A 17,115-nucleotide genomic window follows, 5' to 3' on the forward strand; every position below is an offset into this window, starting at 1 on the left:
GAGTAGCGCAGTCCGCTTCAGCCTTCATCGTCCATCCCCGGTTGCGTCTGCAACGGCAAGTGCAAGGTGATGCAGGTGCCGCGTCCGTCGATACCGTCAGCCACGCTGATGCGCCCGCCGTGCGCGCCGACCATGCCCTGACAGATCGCCAGGCCCAGGCCGGTGCCCTGACCACCACGGTCGCCACGGGCAGCGGTGTAGAACATGTCGAAAATCTTCGCCCGCTCATCTTCGGGAATGCCCGGACCTTCATCACTGACCGAGAAGAAAATCTCCTCGTCATTCGCTCCCGCGTTCAGTTGCAAACGACCGTGGGCTGGCGAAAAGCGTGCGGCGTTTTCCAGCACATTGACCAGCGCCTGCTCGATCAACGCGGCGTGGACAAACAACAGCGGTAGCTCGGCCGCCACGTCGGTGCTGACTTGCAGTGGCGCCAGCACTGCGCGCAATCGGTTGAGCGAACTGCCGACGATGTCGGCGGGCGACACCCAGTCCCGCGCCAGCTTCAGTGCGCCGTGACCCAGACGGGTCATGTCGAGCAGATTCTGGATGTAGCGGTCGAGACGCTCGGCTTCATCGCGGGTGCCTTCGAGCAGTTCCCGCCGGTCCTCCAGCGGGATCGCTTCGCCAAGGGCCAGCAGGCTGTCGATGCTGCCGCGCATCGCGGTCAGCGGCGTACGCAAGTCGTGGGACACCGAGGCCAGCAACGCACTGCGCAGTTGTTCGGTTTCGCCATGCAGACGCGCGGCTTCGAGATCGTCAGCCAGTTGCGCGCGGGCCAAGGCCTGCGCCAGTGGCTGACTCAACGCCGTGAGCAAACGCCGACGCTGGCCGCTCAAGGTCTGGCCCTCTTTCGCGCAAACACCGAGCAGCGCCAGCGGCCCGTCCTCGACCGACAGCGGCCACCACCACCAACGCCCGAACGGCAACGTGCCAGTGCCCATGCCTGCCGGTTGATCGTGTTGCCAGGCCCAATCGGCGGCGGCGCGCTCGGACTCGCTGAATTGCAACGGCCCGCCGGTCTCGACTTTCCAGCCACCCTGACCATCGCGATTGAGCAGGCACAGTTGCAGATCGCTCCAGCCGTTGAGGTGCTGCGCGGCCGCGCTGACCACGGCCTGGCGGTCGGTGGCGGCGGTGAGTTTGCGTGACAGGTCGAGCAGCTCGCTGGTCTCTTGCTGGGTGTCGCGCAACGCCTGCAATTGCCGACGCTGACGCGCCGCGAGGTTGCCGGTGAGTGCCGCCATCAACAGGAAAAACAGCAGGGTCAGCACGTCTTCTTCGCGCTGGATGCTGAAAGAAAAATTCGGTGGAATGAATAAGAAATCGTAGGTCAGAAACGACAGCGCCGCGCAGGCCAGCGCCGGGCCAAGACTGCTGCGCACCGCCACCAGCAACACGGCCGCGAGGAACACCAGCGAGATGTTCGGCAGCGGCAACACGCTCGACACCGCCCACGCCAAGGCACTCGCCAATACGGTCGCCACCAGCGCCAGCGCATAGTCGAACCAGACCAGGGTCAGCGCGTTGCGCGGGCGCGGTTGATGCTGTTGCTGATCGCTATCGAGAACGTTGATTTCCAGCCCGTGAGCCTGACGCAGCAAGCGCGCCGCGAGACCGCCGCCGAACAGCCGACGGCGCAGACGCGGCCGTGACTGGCCGACCAGAACCAGACTCGCGCGGCGTTCGGCCGCGTGCTGGATCAGGGTTTTCGCCACCTCGCCGGCGCGCAGCAACACCACTTCACCACCGAGACGCTCGGCCAGTTGCTGAGCACTTTGCAGACGCAGACGTGATTGCTCGTCGCGCACGCTGCCGTTGTCGACATGCACCAGACTCCACGGCAGGTGCCGGCGCTGGGCGACGCGACTGGCATGGCGCACGAGGCGTTCGGCTTGCGCATCACCATCGACGCCGACCAGCAATCGTCCACGCACTGCCGGCGCGGCCTGACCGAGTTGGCGATAGCCTTGGGCGAGATCGTTATCGACCTGCGCGGCGGCCGTTTGCATCGCCAGTTCGCGCAGGGCGGTGAGGTTGGTCTGGGTGAAAAACGCATCGATCGCTGCGCGTGCCTGTTCCGGCACGTAGACCTTGCCTTCGCGCAGACGCTCGAGCAATTCGCGTGGTGGCAGGTCGATCAGCAGCAGTTCGTAGGCTTCCTGCAGGACCCAGTCCGGCAGGGTTTCGCGCACTTGCACACCGGTGATGCCGCGCACCTGATCATTGAGGCTTTCCAGGTGCTGGACGTTGACCGTGGTGTACACGTCGATGCCGGCGGCGAGCAGTTCCTGAATGTCTTGCCAGCGCTTGGCGTGACGGCTGCCGGGGGCGTTGCTGTGGGCCAGTTCATCGACCAGCACAAGCTTCGGTTTGGCTGCGAGCAGGCCGTCGAGGTCCATTTCTTCGAGCATCACGCCACGGTATTCCGAGCGCAGCAACGGTTGTTGCGGCAAGCCGCCAAGCAGCGCTTCGGTCTCGGCGCGGCCGTGGGTTTCGACGACGCCGGCGATGATTTTCACACCTTGACGCAGTTGCGTGTGGGCGGCCTGGAGCATGGCGTAGGTTTTGCCGACACCGGGGGCGGCGCCGAGGAACACTTTCAACCGGCCGCGGCCGTCACGGGGCAGGTCTGCTAACAGCGCGTCGGCGCGGCCGGAGTCGCTCATGCTTGATGCTCTCTCTCTTCCTGATATTGATTCGGTGTCCGTTATGGCCCCTTCGCGAGCAAGCTCGCTCCCACATTTGGAACGCGTCCTCCTGTGGGAGCGAGCTTGCTCGCGAATGGCAGCACCACAGAGCTACAGTTTTTCCAGCGCCATGTTCAGCTCAAGCACATTCACCACCGGCGGCCCCACCAGCGGCTGTTCGATGTGCGCATCGAGCAGTTGCTGCAAGGTCGATACCGGCAGGTTTCGCGCCACCGCAACACGCGCCAGTTGATAGGCAATTGCTGCCGGTGGCAAGTGTGGATCAAGACCACTGCCGGAGGTGGTCAGCAAGGCCAATGGCACCGGGCCCTGGCCAGGAACCTGCAGTTTGTTGGCCTCATCGATCACCCGCGTGGCGAGTGCCGGATTGCTCGGCGCCAGGTTGCTCGCGCTGCTGGAAACCGTCGCAAACGCACCGGCAGAGGGACGTGGATGGAACCACGCATCGCCGACGAAATCCTGGGCGATCAGCGACGAGCCGCGGACTTTGCCATCGGCATCGTGCACCAGGCTGCCATTGGCTTGTGCGGGGAAGGCGACTTGCGCGACGCCGGTCACCACCAGTGGATAGGCGACGCCGGTGACCAGGGTCATCAGCACCAGCAGGCTCAGGGCCGGACGTATCATTGTGGTCATTGCAAGATCCTCGAATTCGTTGGGCAAACTTTGGTGGCGTGTCAGGGAGATCTTTTCCCCCTCACCCCAGCCCTCTCCCCCAAGGGGGCGAGGGGGAAAGGGAGCCGATTTTTGTGCTTTTCAAAACCTGAGCCCGGCTCGGTTTCTCCGGTCGGTGCAGCTTCCGTAAACACCTTCGGTGCTTTTCAAAACCTGAGCTCGGCTCGGTATCTCAGGTCGGTGTATCTCTGATTAACCACTCGGTCAGTCCCCTCTCCCCCCGGGAGAGGGTTAGGGTGAGGGGCTCTTTTCAGCCTCACACCAGATGCAGCGCCGTGAGCAGCATGTCGATCGCCTTGATCCCCACGAACGGCACCAGAATCCCGCCCAGTCCGTAGATCAACAGATTGCGCCGCAGCAACGCCGCCGCACTCGCCGCTTGCACGCGCACACCGCGCAGCGCTAGCGGAATCAGTACGACGATGATCAAGGCGTTGAAGACGATGGCCGAGAGAATCGCGCTCTGCGGACTGGTCAGCTGCATGATGTTCAGCACACCCAGTTGCGGATAAATCGAGGCAAACAGCGCCGGCAGAATCGCGAAGTATTTGGCCACATCGTTAGCGATGGAAAAGGTCGTCAGCGCACCACGAGTGACCAGCAATTCCTTGCCGATCTGCACCACGTCCAGCAGCTTGGTCGGGTCGCTGTCGAGGTCGACCATGTTCGCCGCTTCGCGTGCCGCCTGGGTGCCGTCGTTCATCGCCATGCCGACGTCAGCCTGCGCCAGCGCCGGTGCGTCGTTGGCACCGTCGCCACACATCGCCACCAGACGACCGTCGTTCTGCTCGTGACGAATACGCGCGAGTTTTTTCTCCGGCGTGGCTTCGGCGAGGACGTCATCAACGCCTGCTTCAGCAGCAATCGCAGCAGCGGTCAACGGGTTGTCGCCGGTGACCATCACCGTGCGAATCCCCAGTTTGCGCAGTTCGGCAAAGCGCTCGCGGATGCCCGGTTTGACCACGTCCTTGAGGTGAATCGCACCGAGCAATTTGCCGTCGGCGCAGACCAGCAACGGGGTGCCGCCGCTCTGGGCGATCTTGTCGATTTCCCGCGACAGCGCCGGGGCCAGATCCGCGCGTTTTTGGCCGAGGAAACTCAGCAGCGAATCCACCGCACCTTTGCGGTACACGCGACCTTGATAGTCGACGCCGGACAACCGGGTTTCAGCGCTGAACGGCACGGCCGTCAGGGTTTCCAGTGCAGGCTCCGGTTGCGGATGCAGACCGCGCAGGTACTCAACGATCGATTTACCTTCCGCCGTGTCATCCGCCAGCGAGGCGAACAGCGCACCCTCGGCCAAATCACGACCGCTCACACCGGGGGCGGCATACACCGCGCTGCAGCGACGGTTACCGAAGGTGATGGTGCCGGTCTTGTCGAGCAGCAGCACATGCACGTCGCCCGCCGCTTCCACGGCGCGACCGGATTTGGCAATCACGTTGAGGCGCACCAGACGATCCATCCCGGCGATACCGATGGCTGACAGCAAACCGCCAATGGTGGTCGGAATCAGCGTCACCAGCAGCGCCACCAGGAACACCAGCGGCAGGCTGCCGTTGGCGAAATGGGCGAACGGTTGCAGGGTCACCACCACCAGCAGGAAGATCAACGTCAGGCCGATCAGCAGAATATCCAGCGCCACTTCGTTCGGGGTTTTCTGACGTTTGGCGCCTTCGACCAAGGCGATCATGCGATCGAGGGTCGACTCGCCCGGGTTGACGGTGATCTTCACCAGCAACCAGTCGGACACCAGCCGCGTGTTGCCGGTGACGGCCGATCGGTCGCCGCCGGACTCGCGAATCACCGGCGCCGATTCACCAGTGATCGCCGCTTCGTTGACCGCCGCAATGCCTTCGATGACTTCGCCGTCACCGGGGATCATCTCCCCCGCTTCGACGCGCACCACATCGCCCTTGCGCAGGCTCGCCGCCGGCACCACTTGAAAGCTGCCATCGGCCAGTTTGCGCCGCGCACTGAGGCCCTCGCTGCCAGCCTTGAGGCTGTCGGCGCGGGCCTTGCCGCGACCTTCGGCCAAGGCTTCGGCGAAGTTGGCGAACAGCACGGTGAACCACAGCCACAGGGCGATCTGTGCGGCGACGAAAGTCGGCACATCGGCGTCGGGAATGAAGCACAGCACGGTGGTGAAAATCGCGGTCAGTTCGACCACCAGCATCACCGGCGAACGCTTCAATTGCCGAGGGTCGAGTTTGACGAAAGCTTGCACCAGCGCCGGGCGCCAGAGGGCCGAGATCGCGGTTTTCGCCTGTTCCGGCGCCTTGACGGCAGCCGGTTTGATTGCGGGCATATTCATCATTCAGTCCTCAGAAACCCATGCTCAGGTGTTCGGCAATCGGGCCGAGCGCCAGAGTCGGCAGGAAGGTCAAACCGCCCACCAGCAAAATGGTCACGGTCAACAGGGTCACGAACAGCGGGCCGTGGGTCGGGAAGCTGTTCTGGCCGATCGGCGCGGTTTTCTTCATCGCCAGGCTGCCAGCCAACGCCAGCACCGGGAGGATGTAGCCGAAGCGACCGATCAACATGCCCAGGCCCAGCATCAGGTTGTGGAACGGCGTGTTCGCACTCAGGCCACCGAACGCCGAACCGTTGTTGGCGCTCGCCGAGGTATAGGCATAGAGCAACTGGCTGAAACCGTGCGGGCCAGGGTTGCTGATAGTGGCCGCCGCGCTGGGAACCGCGGCCGCAATCGCACCAAGCACCAGCACGCCGACCGGCATCACCAACAGTGTGACGACCAGCAATTGCACTTCCCGCGCCTGGAGTTTCTTGCCGAGGTATTCCGGCGTACGCCCAATCATCAGACCGGCAAGGAACACCGCGATCAGCACGTTGAGCAACATGCCGTAGAGCCCGGCACCGACGCCGCCGAAGATCACTTCGCCGACCATCATGTTGACCAGTGCAACCATGCCGCTGAGCGGGTTGAGGCTGTCGTGCATGGCGTTGACCGAACCGTTCGAGGCCGCCGTAGTGGTCACCGACCACAGCACGGTGGCGGTGGTGCCGAAGCGTGCTTCTTTACCTTCCAGCGGTGCGGTCTGTTCGACGGCCGCGTTATTCAGTGTCGGGTTCGGTTGATACTCGGCCCACAGCGACGTCGCGCCGCCGATCAGGAACAGCGCCAGCATGCAGGCGATGATCGCGCGGCTCTGACGCAGGTCCTTGACGTAATGGCCGAAGGTGAACACCAGCGCCACCGGGATCAGGATGATCGAAGCGACTTCGAACAGGTTGCTCCACGCGGTCGGGTTCTCGAACGGATGCGCCGAGTTGACACCGAAGAAGCCACCACCGTTGGTGCCCAGTTGCTTGATCGCAATCTGACTGGCGGCCGGGCCGAGCGGGATCACTTGATCGACACCCTGCATCGTCACCGCATTCACATATTGCGCGAAGGTTTGCGGCACGCCCTGCCAGACCAGATACAGCGCCAGCAACAGGCACAGCGGCAGCAGGCCATAGAGGGTGGCGCGGGTCATGTCGACCCAGAAGTTGCCGAGGGTTTTCGTCGATTTACGGCCGATGCCACGGCACAGCGCGACCAGCACGGCGAGGCCGGTGGCGGCGCTGACGAAGTTCTGCACGGTGAGGCCGACCATCTGGCTCAAGTAGCTGAGGGTCGCTTCGCCGCTGTAGGACTGCCAGTTGGTGTTGGTCATGAAACTGACCGCGGTGTTGAACGCCTGAGTCCATTCCTGGCCCGGCAGATTTTGCGGGTTCAGTGGCAAGTGATCCTGGAACAGCAGAATCGCAAACAGCAGCAGGAAACCGGCAAGGTTGAATGCCAGCAATGCCAGCGTGTACTTCTGCCAGCTCTGTTCTGCGTCCGCATCGACGCCGGCGATGCGATAGCAACCGCGCTCGACCGGGCCGAGAATCGGCGTCAGCCAGGTGCGCTGGCCTTCCATCACTTTGTAGTAGAAGCGCCCGAGCAGCGGCGCCGGCAGCAAGACCAGCGCAAAGAACGCGAGGATCAGCCAATAGTCATAACTGTGCATAGCCGCTCCTAGTTCCGATCCGCGCGCAACAGCGCAACCAACAGATAAATGAACAGCCCCACTGCCAGTAGCAGTGACACCCCGTCCAGAACGCTCATGGAAGATCTCCGTGTTACGGCGTATTGCCGTGTGTGCAGGCATTGTCGGAAAGGAGGCTGTAAAGGAACGAGACCGAGGGGTGCGGTGGGGCATAAAGAAAGCGTAAAGAGTGGGTTTATGCGGGCGTTACAGCTGAGCTTTGTGGTGTTTGGGCTGGCGCCTTCGCGAGCAAGCTCGCTCCCACAGGGGAATGAATTGCAAATTGTGGGAGCGAGCCTGCTCGCGAAGACGGCATAACCGACACCATCGCACCCAACTGGCGCACAAAAAGCAGCAATCCCACCGCGAACATCCCCGATACGACAGCTTTCAACTCTTTACGACTTGTTTCACAGCAATGGCACGGCCACTGCACGCGCCCTCCCCGAGCTTTGCCAACCTTCAGGGAGCAACCGCATGAACACACAACTCAAACCCACGCTGGGCACCTTGCACCTGTGGGGCATCGCCGTCGGACTGGTGATTTCCGGCGAGTACTTCGGCTGGAGTTACGGCTGGGGTGTGGCCGGCACGCTGGGGTTTCTGGTGACCTCATTCATGGTCGCGACCATGTACACCTGCTTTATCTTCAGTTTCACCGAACTGACGACGGCAATTCCCCATGCCGGCGGGCCGTTTGCCTACAGCCGCCGTGCGTTCGGCGAGAAGGGAGGATTGATTGCCGGACTGGCAACGCTGATCGAATTCGTTTTCGCTCCGCCGGCGATTGCCTTGGCGATTGGCGCTTATCTGAATGTGCAATTCCCCGCGCTCGACCCGAAACATGCGGCGGTCGGCGCGTATATCGTCTTCATGGGTTTGAACATTCTCGGCGTGAAACTGGCCGCGACATTCGAGTTGATCGTCTGCGTGCTGGCCGTCGCTGAACTGTTGGTATTCATGGGCGTGGTCGCGCCGGCGTTCAGCTTCAGCAATTTCGCCCTCAATGGCTGGGCCGGTTCCGATGTGTTCGGCGCACCGGCGATTGCCGGGATGTTCGCGGCGATTCCGTTTGCGATCTGGTTCTTCCTCGCCATCGAAGGCGCGGCCATGGCCGCCGAAGAAGCCAAGGATCCGAAACGCACGATCCCCAAGGCTTACATCAGCGGCATTCTGACCCTGGTGTTGCTGGCGATGGGTGTGATGTTTTTTGCCGGCGGCGTCGGTGACTGGCGCACCTTGGCCAACATCAACGACCCGCTGCCGCAGGCGATGAAAACCGTGGTCGGCGACAACTCCGGCTGGCTGCACATGCTGGTGTGGATCGGCCTGTTCGGTCTGGTCGCGAGTTTCCATGGGATCATCCTCGGCTACTCGCGCCAATTCTTCGCCCTCGCCCGCGCCGGTTACCTGCCGGCTTCGCTGGCAAAATTGTCGCGCTTCCAGACGCCGCACCGGGCGATCATCGTCGGCGGCATCATCGGCATCGCCGCGATCTACAGCGACGGTTTGATCAACCTCGGCGGCATGACCCTCACTGCCGCGATGATCACCATGGCGGTGTTCGGGGCGATCGTGATGTACATCATGAGCATGCTCAGCCTGTTCAAACTGCGTAAATCGGAGCCGAACCTGGAGCGCACTTTCCGCGCGCCGTGCTATCCGTTGATTCCGCTGATCGCGCTGGTATTGGCAGTGGTGTGCCTGGTGGCGATGGCGTGGTTCAACGCGCTGATCGGGCTGATCTTCCTCGGTTTCATGGCCGTCGGTTTCGGCTACTTCCTGCTCACCGGTCAACTGCGCGCCAATGCTCCGGCCGATGCGATGCTGACAGGTCATTGAGGGATTTCGGGTGTACCGGGTGCAAGCGGCCTAGAATGGAACCACTGCGAAGTCACTTCGCTCAAACGTGGTATGCAGCGTCGCACGGCGAAATCCTCGTCCGTCGATCTGCCTTTAAGGAGAGCCGTTATGCCTTGGTATGCCTGGTTGATTCTGGTCGTTGCAATCGGCTCGATCGTTGGCGGTTTGATGATGCTGCGCGACACCGCCAACAAGGTCGAACTGACCGATGAAGAGCGCAAACGCGTGGCTGAACGCAACGCCGAAGCTGACGCGAAAGAAGCGCAAGACCGCTGACAAAAACCCCGCCTGATCAGGCGGGGTTTGTTTTTGCGAGCACGATTGGACTTATCTGCATGCTTTTTAGAAGTAGAAGTACAGTCACCATTTAATTTTCAGTGGTTAAGATGGGGGCATTGTTGCGGAGAGCTCCACATGCGTTACACGCAGGACCATAAAGCCCAGACCCATCAGCGCATCATCAAGGAAGCCTCGGCGCGATTTCGCAAGGACGGAATCGGTGCCACCGGCCTGCAACCCTTGATGAAAGCACTGGGGCTGACCCATGGCGGTTTCTATTCGCACTTCAAGTCCAAGGACGAGTTGGTGGAGAAGGCCTTGCAGGAGGCCGGCAACCAGGTCGATGGGTTATGTGCCGAGATTTTTTCCCAAGACAACCCTCTCGATGTCTTTATCGAGACATATCTGTCCGAATGGCATCAAACGTCCCCGCATGAAGGCTGCCCGCTGCCGACCATTTCTTCGGAACTGGGCCTGCGCGGACAGCCGAGCACCACCAGTGACACGCTACTCAAGGCACGTCTGGAGCAGATCGAGAACAACCTCGAAGGCGAGAGCAGCGCCGATCGCGCGATTGTCATCATGTCGACCCTGGTCGGCGCGCTGCTGCTGTCGCGCAGTGTCGCGGATGCCGAGTTTGCGCAAAGCATCCTCGACGTCACCCGCGATCACCTCAAGAACCGGGACTAAGCCTGCCAGCGCTTGAACAATACGCTGGCATTGACCCCGCCGAAGCCAAAACCGTTGGACAGTGCATATTCGATCGGAATTGACCGCGCCTCGCCATGGACGATATCCACACCTGCGCTCGCCGGATCGGGATTGTCGAAGTTCAGTGTTGGCGGCACCACCTGATCACGGATTGCCAATAGCGTGAAAATCGCTTCAAGCCCACCGGCAGCGCCGAGCAAATGCCCAGTGGCGGATTTGGTCGAAGTCACGGCGATTTTATTCTGCGTGCCAAACAACGCTTTGATCGCCGCCAGTTCGCCGAGGTCGCCCACTGGCGTCGAGGTCGCGTGAGCATTGAGGTGTTGCACCTGATCCGGTTTGATACCCGCCTGTGCCAGTGCCAGCGTCATCGCCCGCCGCGCACCACTGCCGTCTTCAGGCCCGGCCGTCAGGTGATAGGCGTCGGCGCTGGTGCCATAACCAACCAGCTCCGCCAGCGGTGTCGCGCCACGCGCCAAGGCATGCTCGAGGGATTCAATCACCAACAGGCCCGCGCCCTCGCCCATCACGAAGCCGTCGCGCCCGCTGTCGAACGGCCGCGAGGCGCGCTGCGGGGTGTCGTTGTAACCGCTGGACAGGGCCCGCGCTGCCGCGAAGCCCGCCAGACTGACCCGGTCGATGCAGGCTTCCGCCCCGCCGCACACCGCGATGTCGGCTTCACCGGCTCGAATCAGACGCGCGGCATCTCCTATCGCTTGAACACCAGCAGCACAGGCCGTCACCGGAGCACCCAGTGGCCCCTTCAGACCATGCTGGATCGAGACATGCCCGGCAGCCAGATTGACCAGGAAGGATGGAATAGTGAACGGTGACAAACGCCGAGGACCACGACTGTCGGTCGTGCGTACGGCGTCGGCAATCGCACCGAAACCACCGACACCGGAACCGATGATCGTTGCGGTACGCTCCTGGCTTTTGCTTTCTGAAGGATGCCAGTCAGCCTGCTCCAGCGCCTGCCGTGCAGCCTCCATGGCGAACAGAATGAAGCGGTCCATCTTCTTCTGTTCCTTGGGTGGCGTGGCGCGATCCGGATCAAATCCTGCTTCAGCGTCCTCCTCCAGCGTCGGCACCGCGCCGCCGACTCGTGTGGGTAAATCAGCGACCGTTGCCTCAGGCAAGTTACGCAAACCAGAACGCCCGGCCAGCAAACGCTGCCATACGACTTCAAGATCGCTGCCCAAGGGTGAAACCAGGCCCATGCCCGTGACGACTATTCGACGCGAATCCATACCGTGGTGACCTCTGATCAATTCAATTGCCGGACTTGTAGCGTTGGGCTGCGGAACTGCGGGAAAGGTTCGGTGCCATGACATGGCGAGCAGCAACAAATGCGTGCCATTCTCCAGCGTCAGGCAGCGAAGGAATGGTGATCAATTCGCCCTGATCCAGACCCGCAAGCGCCGCATCGACCATCTCGCCCGCCTCCATGACCATTTCTGCCGGAATGCCACTCGCATCGATACCGGAGCGCTCCCAGATTTCAGTGCGGGTTACACCAGGCAGCACAGCCTGAATCTGCACGCCGGTGCCTTCGAGTTCAGTGTTCAGTGACTGGGTCAGGCTCAGTACATAAGCTTTGCTGGCGCTGTAGGTTGCATTGAAGCGTTCCGGAAACAACGCCACCACCGAGGCGATATTGATGATCGTGCCACGACCGGCCTTGGCGAAACTGGCGGCTGCCGCCGAGGCCAGACGCGTGACAGCGGTGATGTTCAACTGGATCAGTCGCTCCAACTGGTCCATATCGGCGTTGGCCAGCAATCCGTCCGCCGCCACACCGGCGTTATTGACCAGCAAACTAATGCTGGAATCGCTGCGAAGACGTTGTTCGAGTTTGAGCACGTCATCCTTCTGTGTCAGATCGGCCTTGAGCACTTCAACCTGGACGCCATGGGCTTCACGTAATTGGCTAGCAGCACTTTCCAGACGGTCCTTGTCACGGGCAACCAGCAGCAGATCAAAGCCACGCGCCGCCAGGCGCTGAGCATAAACCGCACCGATACCCGACGATGCGCCGGTGACGAGAGCAGTACCTTGGGAGTGTGCGGAATTCATGAGAGTGCTCCTGGAATGCTTGATGAAGGAAGTTGCCGATGAGACGTGTCGGCTCGACGCCCCGGAAAATTATTATAGGCATAATCTAACGGCAATATGATAGCCATAATTTTACATCGTCCGACGGGTGCCCTCTCCACTCCTACCCGCAGCCAAGCACTGCGCCAAATGAAAAAGGCCGGTCAATGACCGGCCTCTTGGCTTATACACTCAGCTTAGTTGACTTCCAGCTTGTCACGGTTGCGATCAAGGATCGCCTTGCCGATACCCTTCACTTCCAGCAACTCATCTACCGATGAAAACGGCCCGTTTGTTTCCCGATATGCAACAATCGCCTTCGCCTTCGCTTCACCTACTCCGGCCAGCTCTTTTTGCAGCGTTGCCGCATCGGCATCGTTGAGATCGACTTTTGCGCTTTGTCCAGGTGCTGCTGTATCCATCACCAAAGGCGCTTTGGGTGACTCCGCTGGCGCCGAGGGTGCGGCGATCGCAGCAATCGAAGCGCTGGCAAGGAAAGCAAAAATCAGAGAACAGAAGTAACCGGTACGCATTTTTGACGCTCCATCATCGTTTGAGAAAGCAGCTTTTCCGAAGCTGCTCTCCAAACGTAGGTCATGATGGGTGTATGTCAAAAATGCGAGCGTTACAGAATGTGAAACAATCAGGGCTCGAGACGACGTTGCTGATAGATCCAGTCGACAATTTCGCCATCGGGGGTGTAGCCGCTGACGGTTTCGCGCAATAACTGGCGAACGCGCGAATAATCATCTTCATCAACCGCCGCCAACAAATTGGCCAACCTGACCTTTAACACTTCCCAAGGCAGATGATCCTCATTGGCCGTCATGATCATCGGATGCGGCGTTGCAGCAACGTTGTCACCGATCAACAGCTCTTCATAGAGCTTTTCACCTGGACGCAATCCCGTGAACTCGATGGAAATGTCGCCCTGCGGATTGCGATCGGAACGAATACTCAAACCGGACAAGTGGATCATCTTCTCTGCCAGTTCGACGATTTTCACCGGCTCGCCCATGTCCAGCACAAACACATCGCCACCCAGCCCCATTGAACCGGCCTGAATAACGAGCTGCGCGGCTTCGGGGATGGTCATGAAATAACGGGTTATCTTCGGATGAGTGACGGTCAGCGGCCCGCCGGACTTGATCTGGCTGTGGAACAACGGGATAACCGACCCGGAGGAGCCCAACACATTGCCGAAGCGAACCATCGTGAAACGGGTTTTGTTAACCCGGGAAACTTTTGCATTGTCTCCGAACAACACTGGCGCGACTTCACGACTGAGCGCCTGAAGCGTCAACTCCGCCAAGCGCTTGGTACTGCCCATGACATTAGTGGGCCGCACCGCCTTATCGGTCGAGATCAGCACAAAATTCGCTACGCCGGATTGCAAGGCAGCCTGAGCTGTATTGAGCGTTCCGATCGCATTGTTCAGTACACCTTCGGCGATGTTGTGTTCGACCATGGGCACATGCTTGTAGGCGGCCGCATGATAAACCGTGTCAACCTTCCAGGTTTTCATCACATCGAGCAATTTGTCCTGGTGGCGTATGGACCCGAGTATGGGAAGCAATCGAACCGGCGCCGACTCTCGAGAGCTGCGTTGCTCCAGCTCTGAAAGAATGTTGTAGAGATTGAATTCACTGTGTTCGAACAACAGAAGCGCGGTTGGCTCCAACGCAAAAATCTGCCGACACAGCTCCGAACCGATCGAACCACCGGCACCTGTGACCATGACAGTCTTGCCTTTGATACAACGCTCCAAAAGATCAGGCTGAGCTGGAACGGCATCGCGCCCCAGCAGGTCTGCAATATCGACTTCCTGAATATCTTCGACCTTGACCCGGCCACTCGCCAGATCGGAAAAATTCGGCACACTGCGAACATGCAGTGGAAAGCCTTCCAGCAAGTTGAGAATTTCCCGGCGACGAGCACGAGTCGACGATGGCAACGCGAGAAGGATTTCCTGCGCGCCTGTGACGTCGATCATCTGCTGTATATGCTTGGGTTTGTAGACCTGCAGGCCCGAGATCGAGCGATCGGAAATACCCGGGTCATCATCGATAAAGGCAACAGGGCGCATAACGCGCCCCATGCGCAGTGCGGCAACGAGTTGATTGCCTGCAACACCTGCGCCGTATATCGCAACTTTGGTCAGACCATCGTCACGGTTGGCAAAAGGAACATGCTGCGCGGCTGTAAACCAGTCCCCCATGAAGTATTGCCGCATACATAACCGCAATCCTCCAATGATGACCAGGCTCAACCACCAGTAATTGAAAATGATCGAGCGAGGCACAACCGCTTCGTGATTGCTGTACCAATAAACGACTACGGCCAAAATCAGCGAAGATAAACTGACAGCCTTGATAATCGCGATCAGTGCATCGTTGCCGAAATAGCGCATGACGGCACGGTACATGCCGAAGCGAATGAACAATGGAATGGCCACAACAGGGGCGCAGACGAACAGCCAGAAGTGGACTTTGAAGGGGTTGTACATATCATCGATACCCAAGCGCACGATGAACGCCAACCACAAAGCCATCCAGACCAGAAAAATGTCTGTGCCAACCTGTATCAGTCGTTTGCGCCGCCGTGGAAGCCCAACGAGACGCTCTCTGACCTTGTCCATTAACTCTTCAAGCACTCCTGCATCCCTCTTTCAACTACTGATGCCCGTGGCGTAACACATCAACCCAGCGCCATTACTCTAAACCTAAATAACAGTCTTGTTATCTTTACCGCTCTCCGCGGTCTGCTCAAGTTCGCCCGCATGAAATTTGACTGCGAGAATGACTAACGGGGGGTAGGCCAAAAGGACACCGCCTACGCCGCTTAAACCATAGTGTGTCACGGCTATAGCAATCGGCAGCAGCCAGCATAGATTGATCAGCCCGGTTGCGAGCGTCACCGGTAGATGTCGACCAAACTGCCTGGCGGCGAACTGATAGGCATGACTCCGATGCGCCTCATAAACCTTGTCCCCCCTCAGCAGACGACGAAACAGTGTGAGGGTAGCATCGACGATAAATACACCGAGCAGAATTAGCCATCCCCAAAACAGCGCCGGGCTGCTCCACGCAGCCTGAAGAGATAATCCCCCCAGTACGATGCCGAGAAAGCCACTTCCCGCATCACCCATGAATATTTTTGCCGGCGGAAAATTCCAGCCCAGAAATCCCAGAACCGCAGCGGCCAGCAGCAACGGCGCCCAGACCAAATCAAACGCGCCTGACAGCCAGTACAAAATACAGGCGCCAAGACACACGCAAACTGCCTCGACACTGGCTATCCCGTCTATACCGTCCATAAAGTTATAAAGATTGAGCAGCCATACAAGATAGAACGCTGCTAACACATGGCCAAACCACCCGAAGTCGAAAGCCCCCCCCCATATCTCGACGGCCGGCAATCCACCTAACCAGAACAGCAACCACGTTGATGCAGCGAAATGCCCCAACAAACGCCAACGGGCCGCGATGTGTCCGTGATCATCCATAAATCCGATAACGGCGATCAGTGCTCCCCCTCCAGCAATCGCAAAAAACGCCGAAGACGACATTAGCCCTGCGAATAACAGCATTCCCAGCGCTAATGTAAACGCCAGGACAATTGCAACCCCGCCTCCTCGAGGAGTGGGGACCGAATGAGAGCTGCGGGCATTAGGAATATCCATCAGACTTCGAGACAGAGCGTAACGACGCAGCGTCCAAGTGAGGAAAAAAGACACGACAACGATGACAGGGATAAACCAGCCATAACTCATGATTTACGGGAATCCAGAAAATGTTGCGCCGTCAGGCTCAACGCTTTATCGAAGGTGACCGGAGGAGTCCAGCCTAATAATTGTCGGTTCTTACTGATATCAACCTGCAAGGACCCGAGAATACGATCCGACAACGCTCGCTGGCCCAGTAATGCTGCCGCACTGCTCATGAACGGGGCAGGTATTGGCAACAATATGGCAGATTTGCCCAAGGCGCCCGCCAACTTGCGTAGTAACTGCGTGGTCGACACGTCCTCGCCGTCACTGACCAGGAACACTTGATTGGCGGCCGCTGGGTGATGGGAACAGGTCACGATAAGGTCCACCAGATTATCTATGGCGACGAGACTGCGGTGATTGTGGACAGCGCCAAACGGCAAGGGAACGCCACGGTACAACCAGCGCATCATGCTGAGAAAGTTGGCTTTGACACCAGGCCCATAGACCAGCACAGGACGGATGATGACCACTTCCATGCCTGTGTCTGCAGCAAGCACCTGCAAGCCTTGCTCCGCCTCAAGCTTCGAGATCCCATAGGCGTCAATCGGAGCAGGTGCGTCATCGGCGTTGAATGCAATGCCCGACTCAGTACCCTCACCGTTCACCTTGATTGAACTAATGAATATAAAACGCTTCACCCCGGACGCCGCAGCCTGGCGTGCGAGGTTCAAGGTAGCCTCGACATTCACCTTGCGAAACGCAGCCAGCGGATCAGCAGAAACGTCATTCATGACGTGAACCCGCGCGGCAGCATGCACAACACAGTCGACGTCCTTCAGCACGTTACTCAAGTCAAACGCTGCATCGAGACTGGTAATGGGTATCGAACGCACACCCAAGGGGAAACTCATAGACATATCCCTGACCGGCGCGATCACGGAATACTCTGATAACAACGCCAATCGGTCGATTAACGCCCGCCCCACAAAACCGCTGCCGCCGGTAACCAGGAATGTCTTAAAGCTCATTGGTG

The 17,115-nt window shown here is 59.6% G+C and carries 14 protein-coding genes; 3 read left to right on the forward strand and 11 right to left on the reverse strand.

Translation table 11 applies throughout. From position 1 onward, the window contains the following. Positions 1-17: 17 nt before the first annotated feature. The 5 genes from A8O26_RS24485 to kdpF form a co-directional block, all read right to left on the reverse strand. Positions 18-2,669, reverse strand: coding sequence for a sensor histidine kinase (locus A8O26_RS24485; protein ID WP_064120273.1), 2,652 nt, complete (start codon positions 2,667-2,669; stop codon positions 18-20). A 132-nt stretch (positions 2,670-2,801) separates the two neighbouring features. Then, the gene (gene kdpC / locus A8O26_RS24490; protein WP_064120274.1) at positions 2,802-3,347 is read right to left on the reverse strand and encodes a potassium-transporting ATPase subunit KdpC; all 546 of its coding nucleotides are present in this window, start codon (positions 3,345-3,347) and stop codon (positions 2,802-2,804) included. Positions 3,348-3,642: 295 nt separating this feature from the next. Beyond that, positions 3,643-5,700 (reverse strand): potassium-transporting ATPase subunit KdpB, encoded by a 2,058-nt coding sequence (gene kdpB / locus A8O26_RS24495; RefSeq protein ID WP_064120275.1) that lies wholly within the window; start codon positions 5,698-5,700, stop codon positions 3,643-3,645. A gap of 10 nt (positions 5,701-5,710) precedes the next feature. Further along, on the reverse strand, positions 5,711-7,405 hold the full coding sequence (gene kdpA, locus A8O26_RS24500; protein ID WP_064120276.1) for a potassium-transporting ATPase subunit KdpA: 1,695 nt from the start codon (positions 7,403-7,405) through the stop codon (positions 5,711-5,713). An 8-nt stretch (positions 7,406-7,413) separates the two neighbouring features. After that, the gene (gene kdpF, locus A8O26_RS24505; protein ID WP_007899818.1) at positions 7,414-7,503 is read right to left on the reverse strand and encodes a K(+)-transporting ATPase subunit F; all 90 of its coding nucleotides are present in this window, start codon (positions 7,501-7,503) and stop codon (positions 7,414-7,416) included. Positions 7,504-7,900: 397 nt separating this feature from the next. Here kdpF and eat point away from each other — a divergent pair, with 397 nt between their 5' ends. The 3 genes from eat to A8O26_RS24515 all read left to right on the forward strand — a co-directional run bounded on the left by eat (position 7,901) and on the right by A8O26_RS24515 (position 10,255). Then, positions 7,901-9,265, forward strand: coding sequence for an ethanolamine permease (gene eat / locus A8O26_RS24510; RefSeq protein ID WP_064120277.1), 1,365 nt, complete (start codon positions 7,901-7,903; stop codon positions 9,263-9,265). Between the two features lie 129 nt (positions 9,266-9,394). Then, complete coding sequence (locus A8O26_RS29205) at positions 9,395-9,562, forward strand: DUF2897 family protein (protein ID WP_064503201.1); 168 nt, start codon at positions 9,395-9,397, stop codon at positions 9,560-9,562. A gap of 138 nt (positions 9,563-9,700) precedes the next feature. Continuing rightward, positions 9,701-10,255 carry a TetR/AcrR family transcriptional regulator gene (locus A8O26_RS24515; protein ID WP_064120278.1) on the forward strand — a complete coding sequence of 185 codons (555 nt, stop codon included), beginning with the start codon at positions 9,701-9,703 and terminating at the stop codon, positions 10,253-10,255. Here the strand turns inward: A8O26_RS24515 and fabF are convergent. From fabF to A8O26_RS24545, 6 genes are all read right to left on the reverse strand, one after another. Beyond that, the gene (gene fabF / locus A8O26_RS24520) at positions 10,252-11,526 is read right to left on the reverse strand and encodes a beta-ketoacyl-ACP synthase II (protein ID WP_064120279.1); all 1,275 of its coding nucleotides are present in this window, start codon (positions 11,524-11,526) and stop codon (positions 10,252-10,254) included. The two genes, A8O26_RS24515 and fabF, sit on opposite strands and share 4 nt — an antisense overlap. A gap of 22 nt (positions 11,527-11,548) precedes the next feature. Beyond that, on the reverse strand, positions 11,549-12,352 hold the full coding sequence (locus A8O26_RS24525; RefSeq protein WP_064120280.1) for an SDR family NAD(P)-dependent oxidoreductase: 804 nt from the start codon (positions 12,350-12,352) through the stop codon (positions 11,549-11,551). A 215-nt stretch (positions 12,353-12,567) separates the two neighbouring features. Next, positions 12,568-12,903: a ComEA family DNA-binding protein gene (locus tag A8O26_RS24530; RefSeq protein WP_064120281.1), complete on the reverse strand. Its 336-nt coding sequence runs from the start codon at positions 12,901-12,903 to the stop codon at positions 12,568-12,570. A gap of 110 nt (positions 12,904-13,013) precedes the next feature. Beyond that, positions 13,014-15,008, reverse strand: coding sequence for a polysaccharide biosynthesis protein (locus tag A8O26_RS24535; protein WP_064120282.1), 1,995 nt, complete (start codon positions 15,006-15,008; stop codon positions 13,014-13,016). 84 nt (positions 15,009-15,092) lie between these two features. Beyond that, entirely contained in the window at positions 15,093-16,142 is a 1,050-nt protein-coding gene (locus A8O26_RS24540) for an MraY family glycosyltransferase (RefSeq protein WP_064120283.1), read from the reverse strand. Further along, entirely contained in the window at positions 16,139-17,110 is a 972-nt protein-coding gene (locus A8O26_RS24545; protein ID WP_064120403.1) for a UDP-glucose 4-epimerase family protein, read from the reverse strand. The genes A8O26_RS24540 and A8O26_RS24545 overlap by 4 nt, the downstream gene beginning before the upstream one ends. Positions 17,111-17,115 lie beyond the last annotated feature (5 nt).

It is taken from the genome of Pseudomonas fluorescens, assembly GCF_001648775.1.
GTDB lineage: Bacteria > Pseudomonadota > Gammaproteobacteria > Pseudomonadales > Pseudomonadaceae > Aquipseudomonas > Aquipseudomonas fluorescens_M.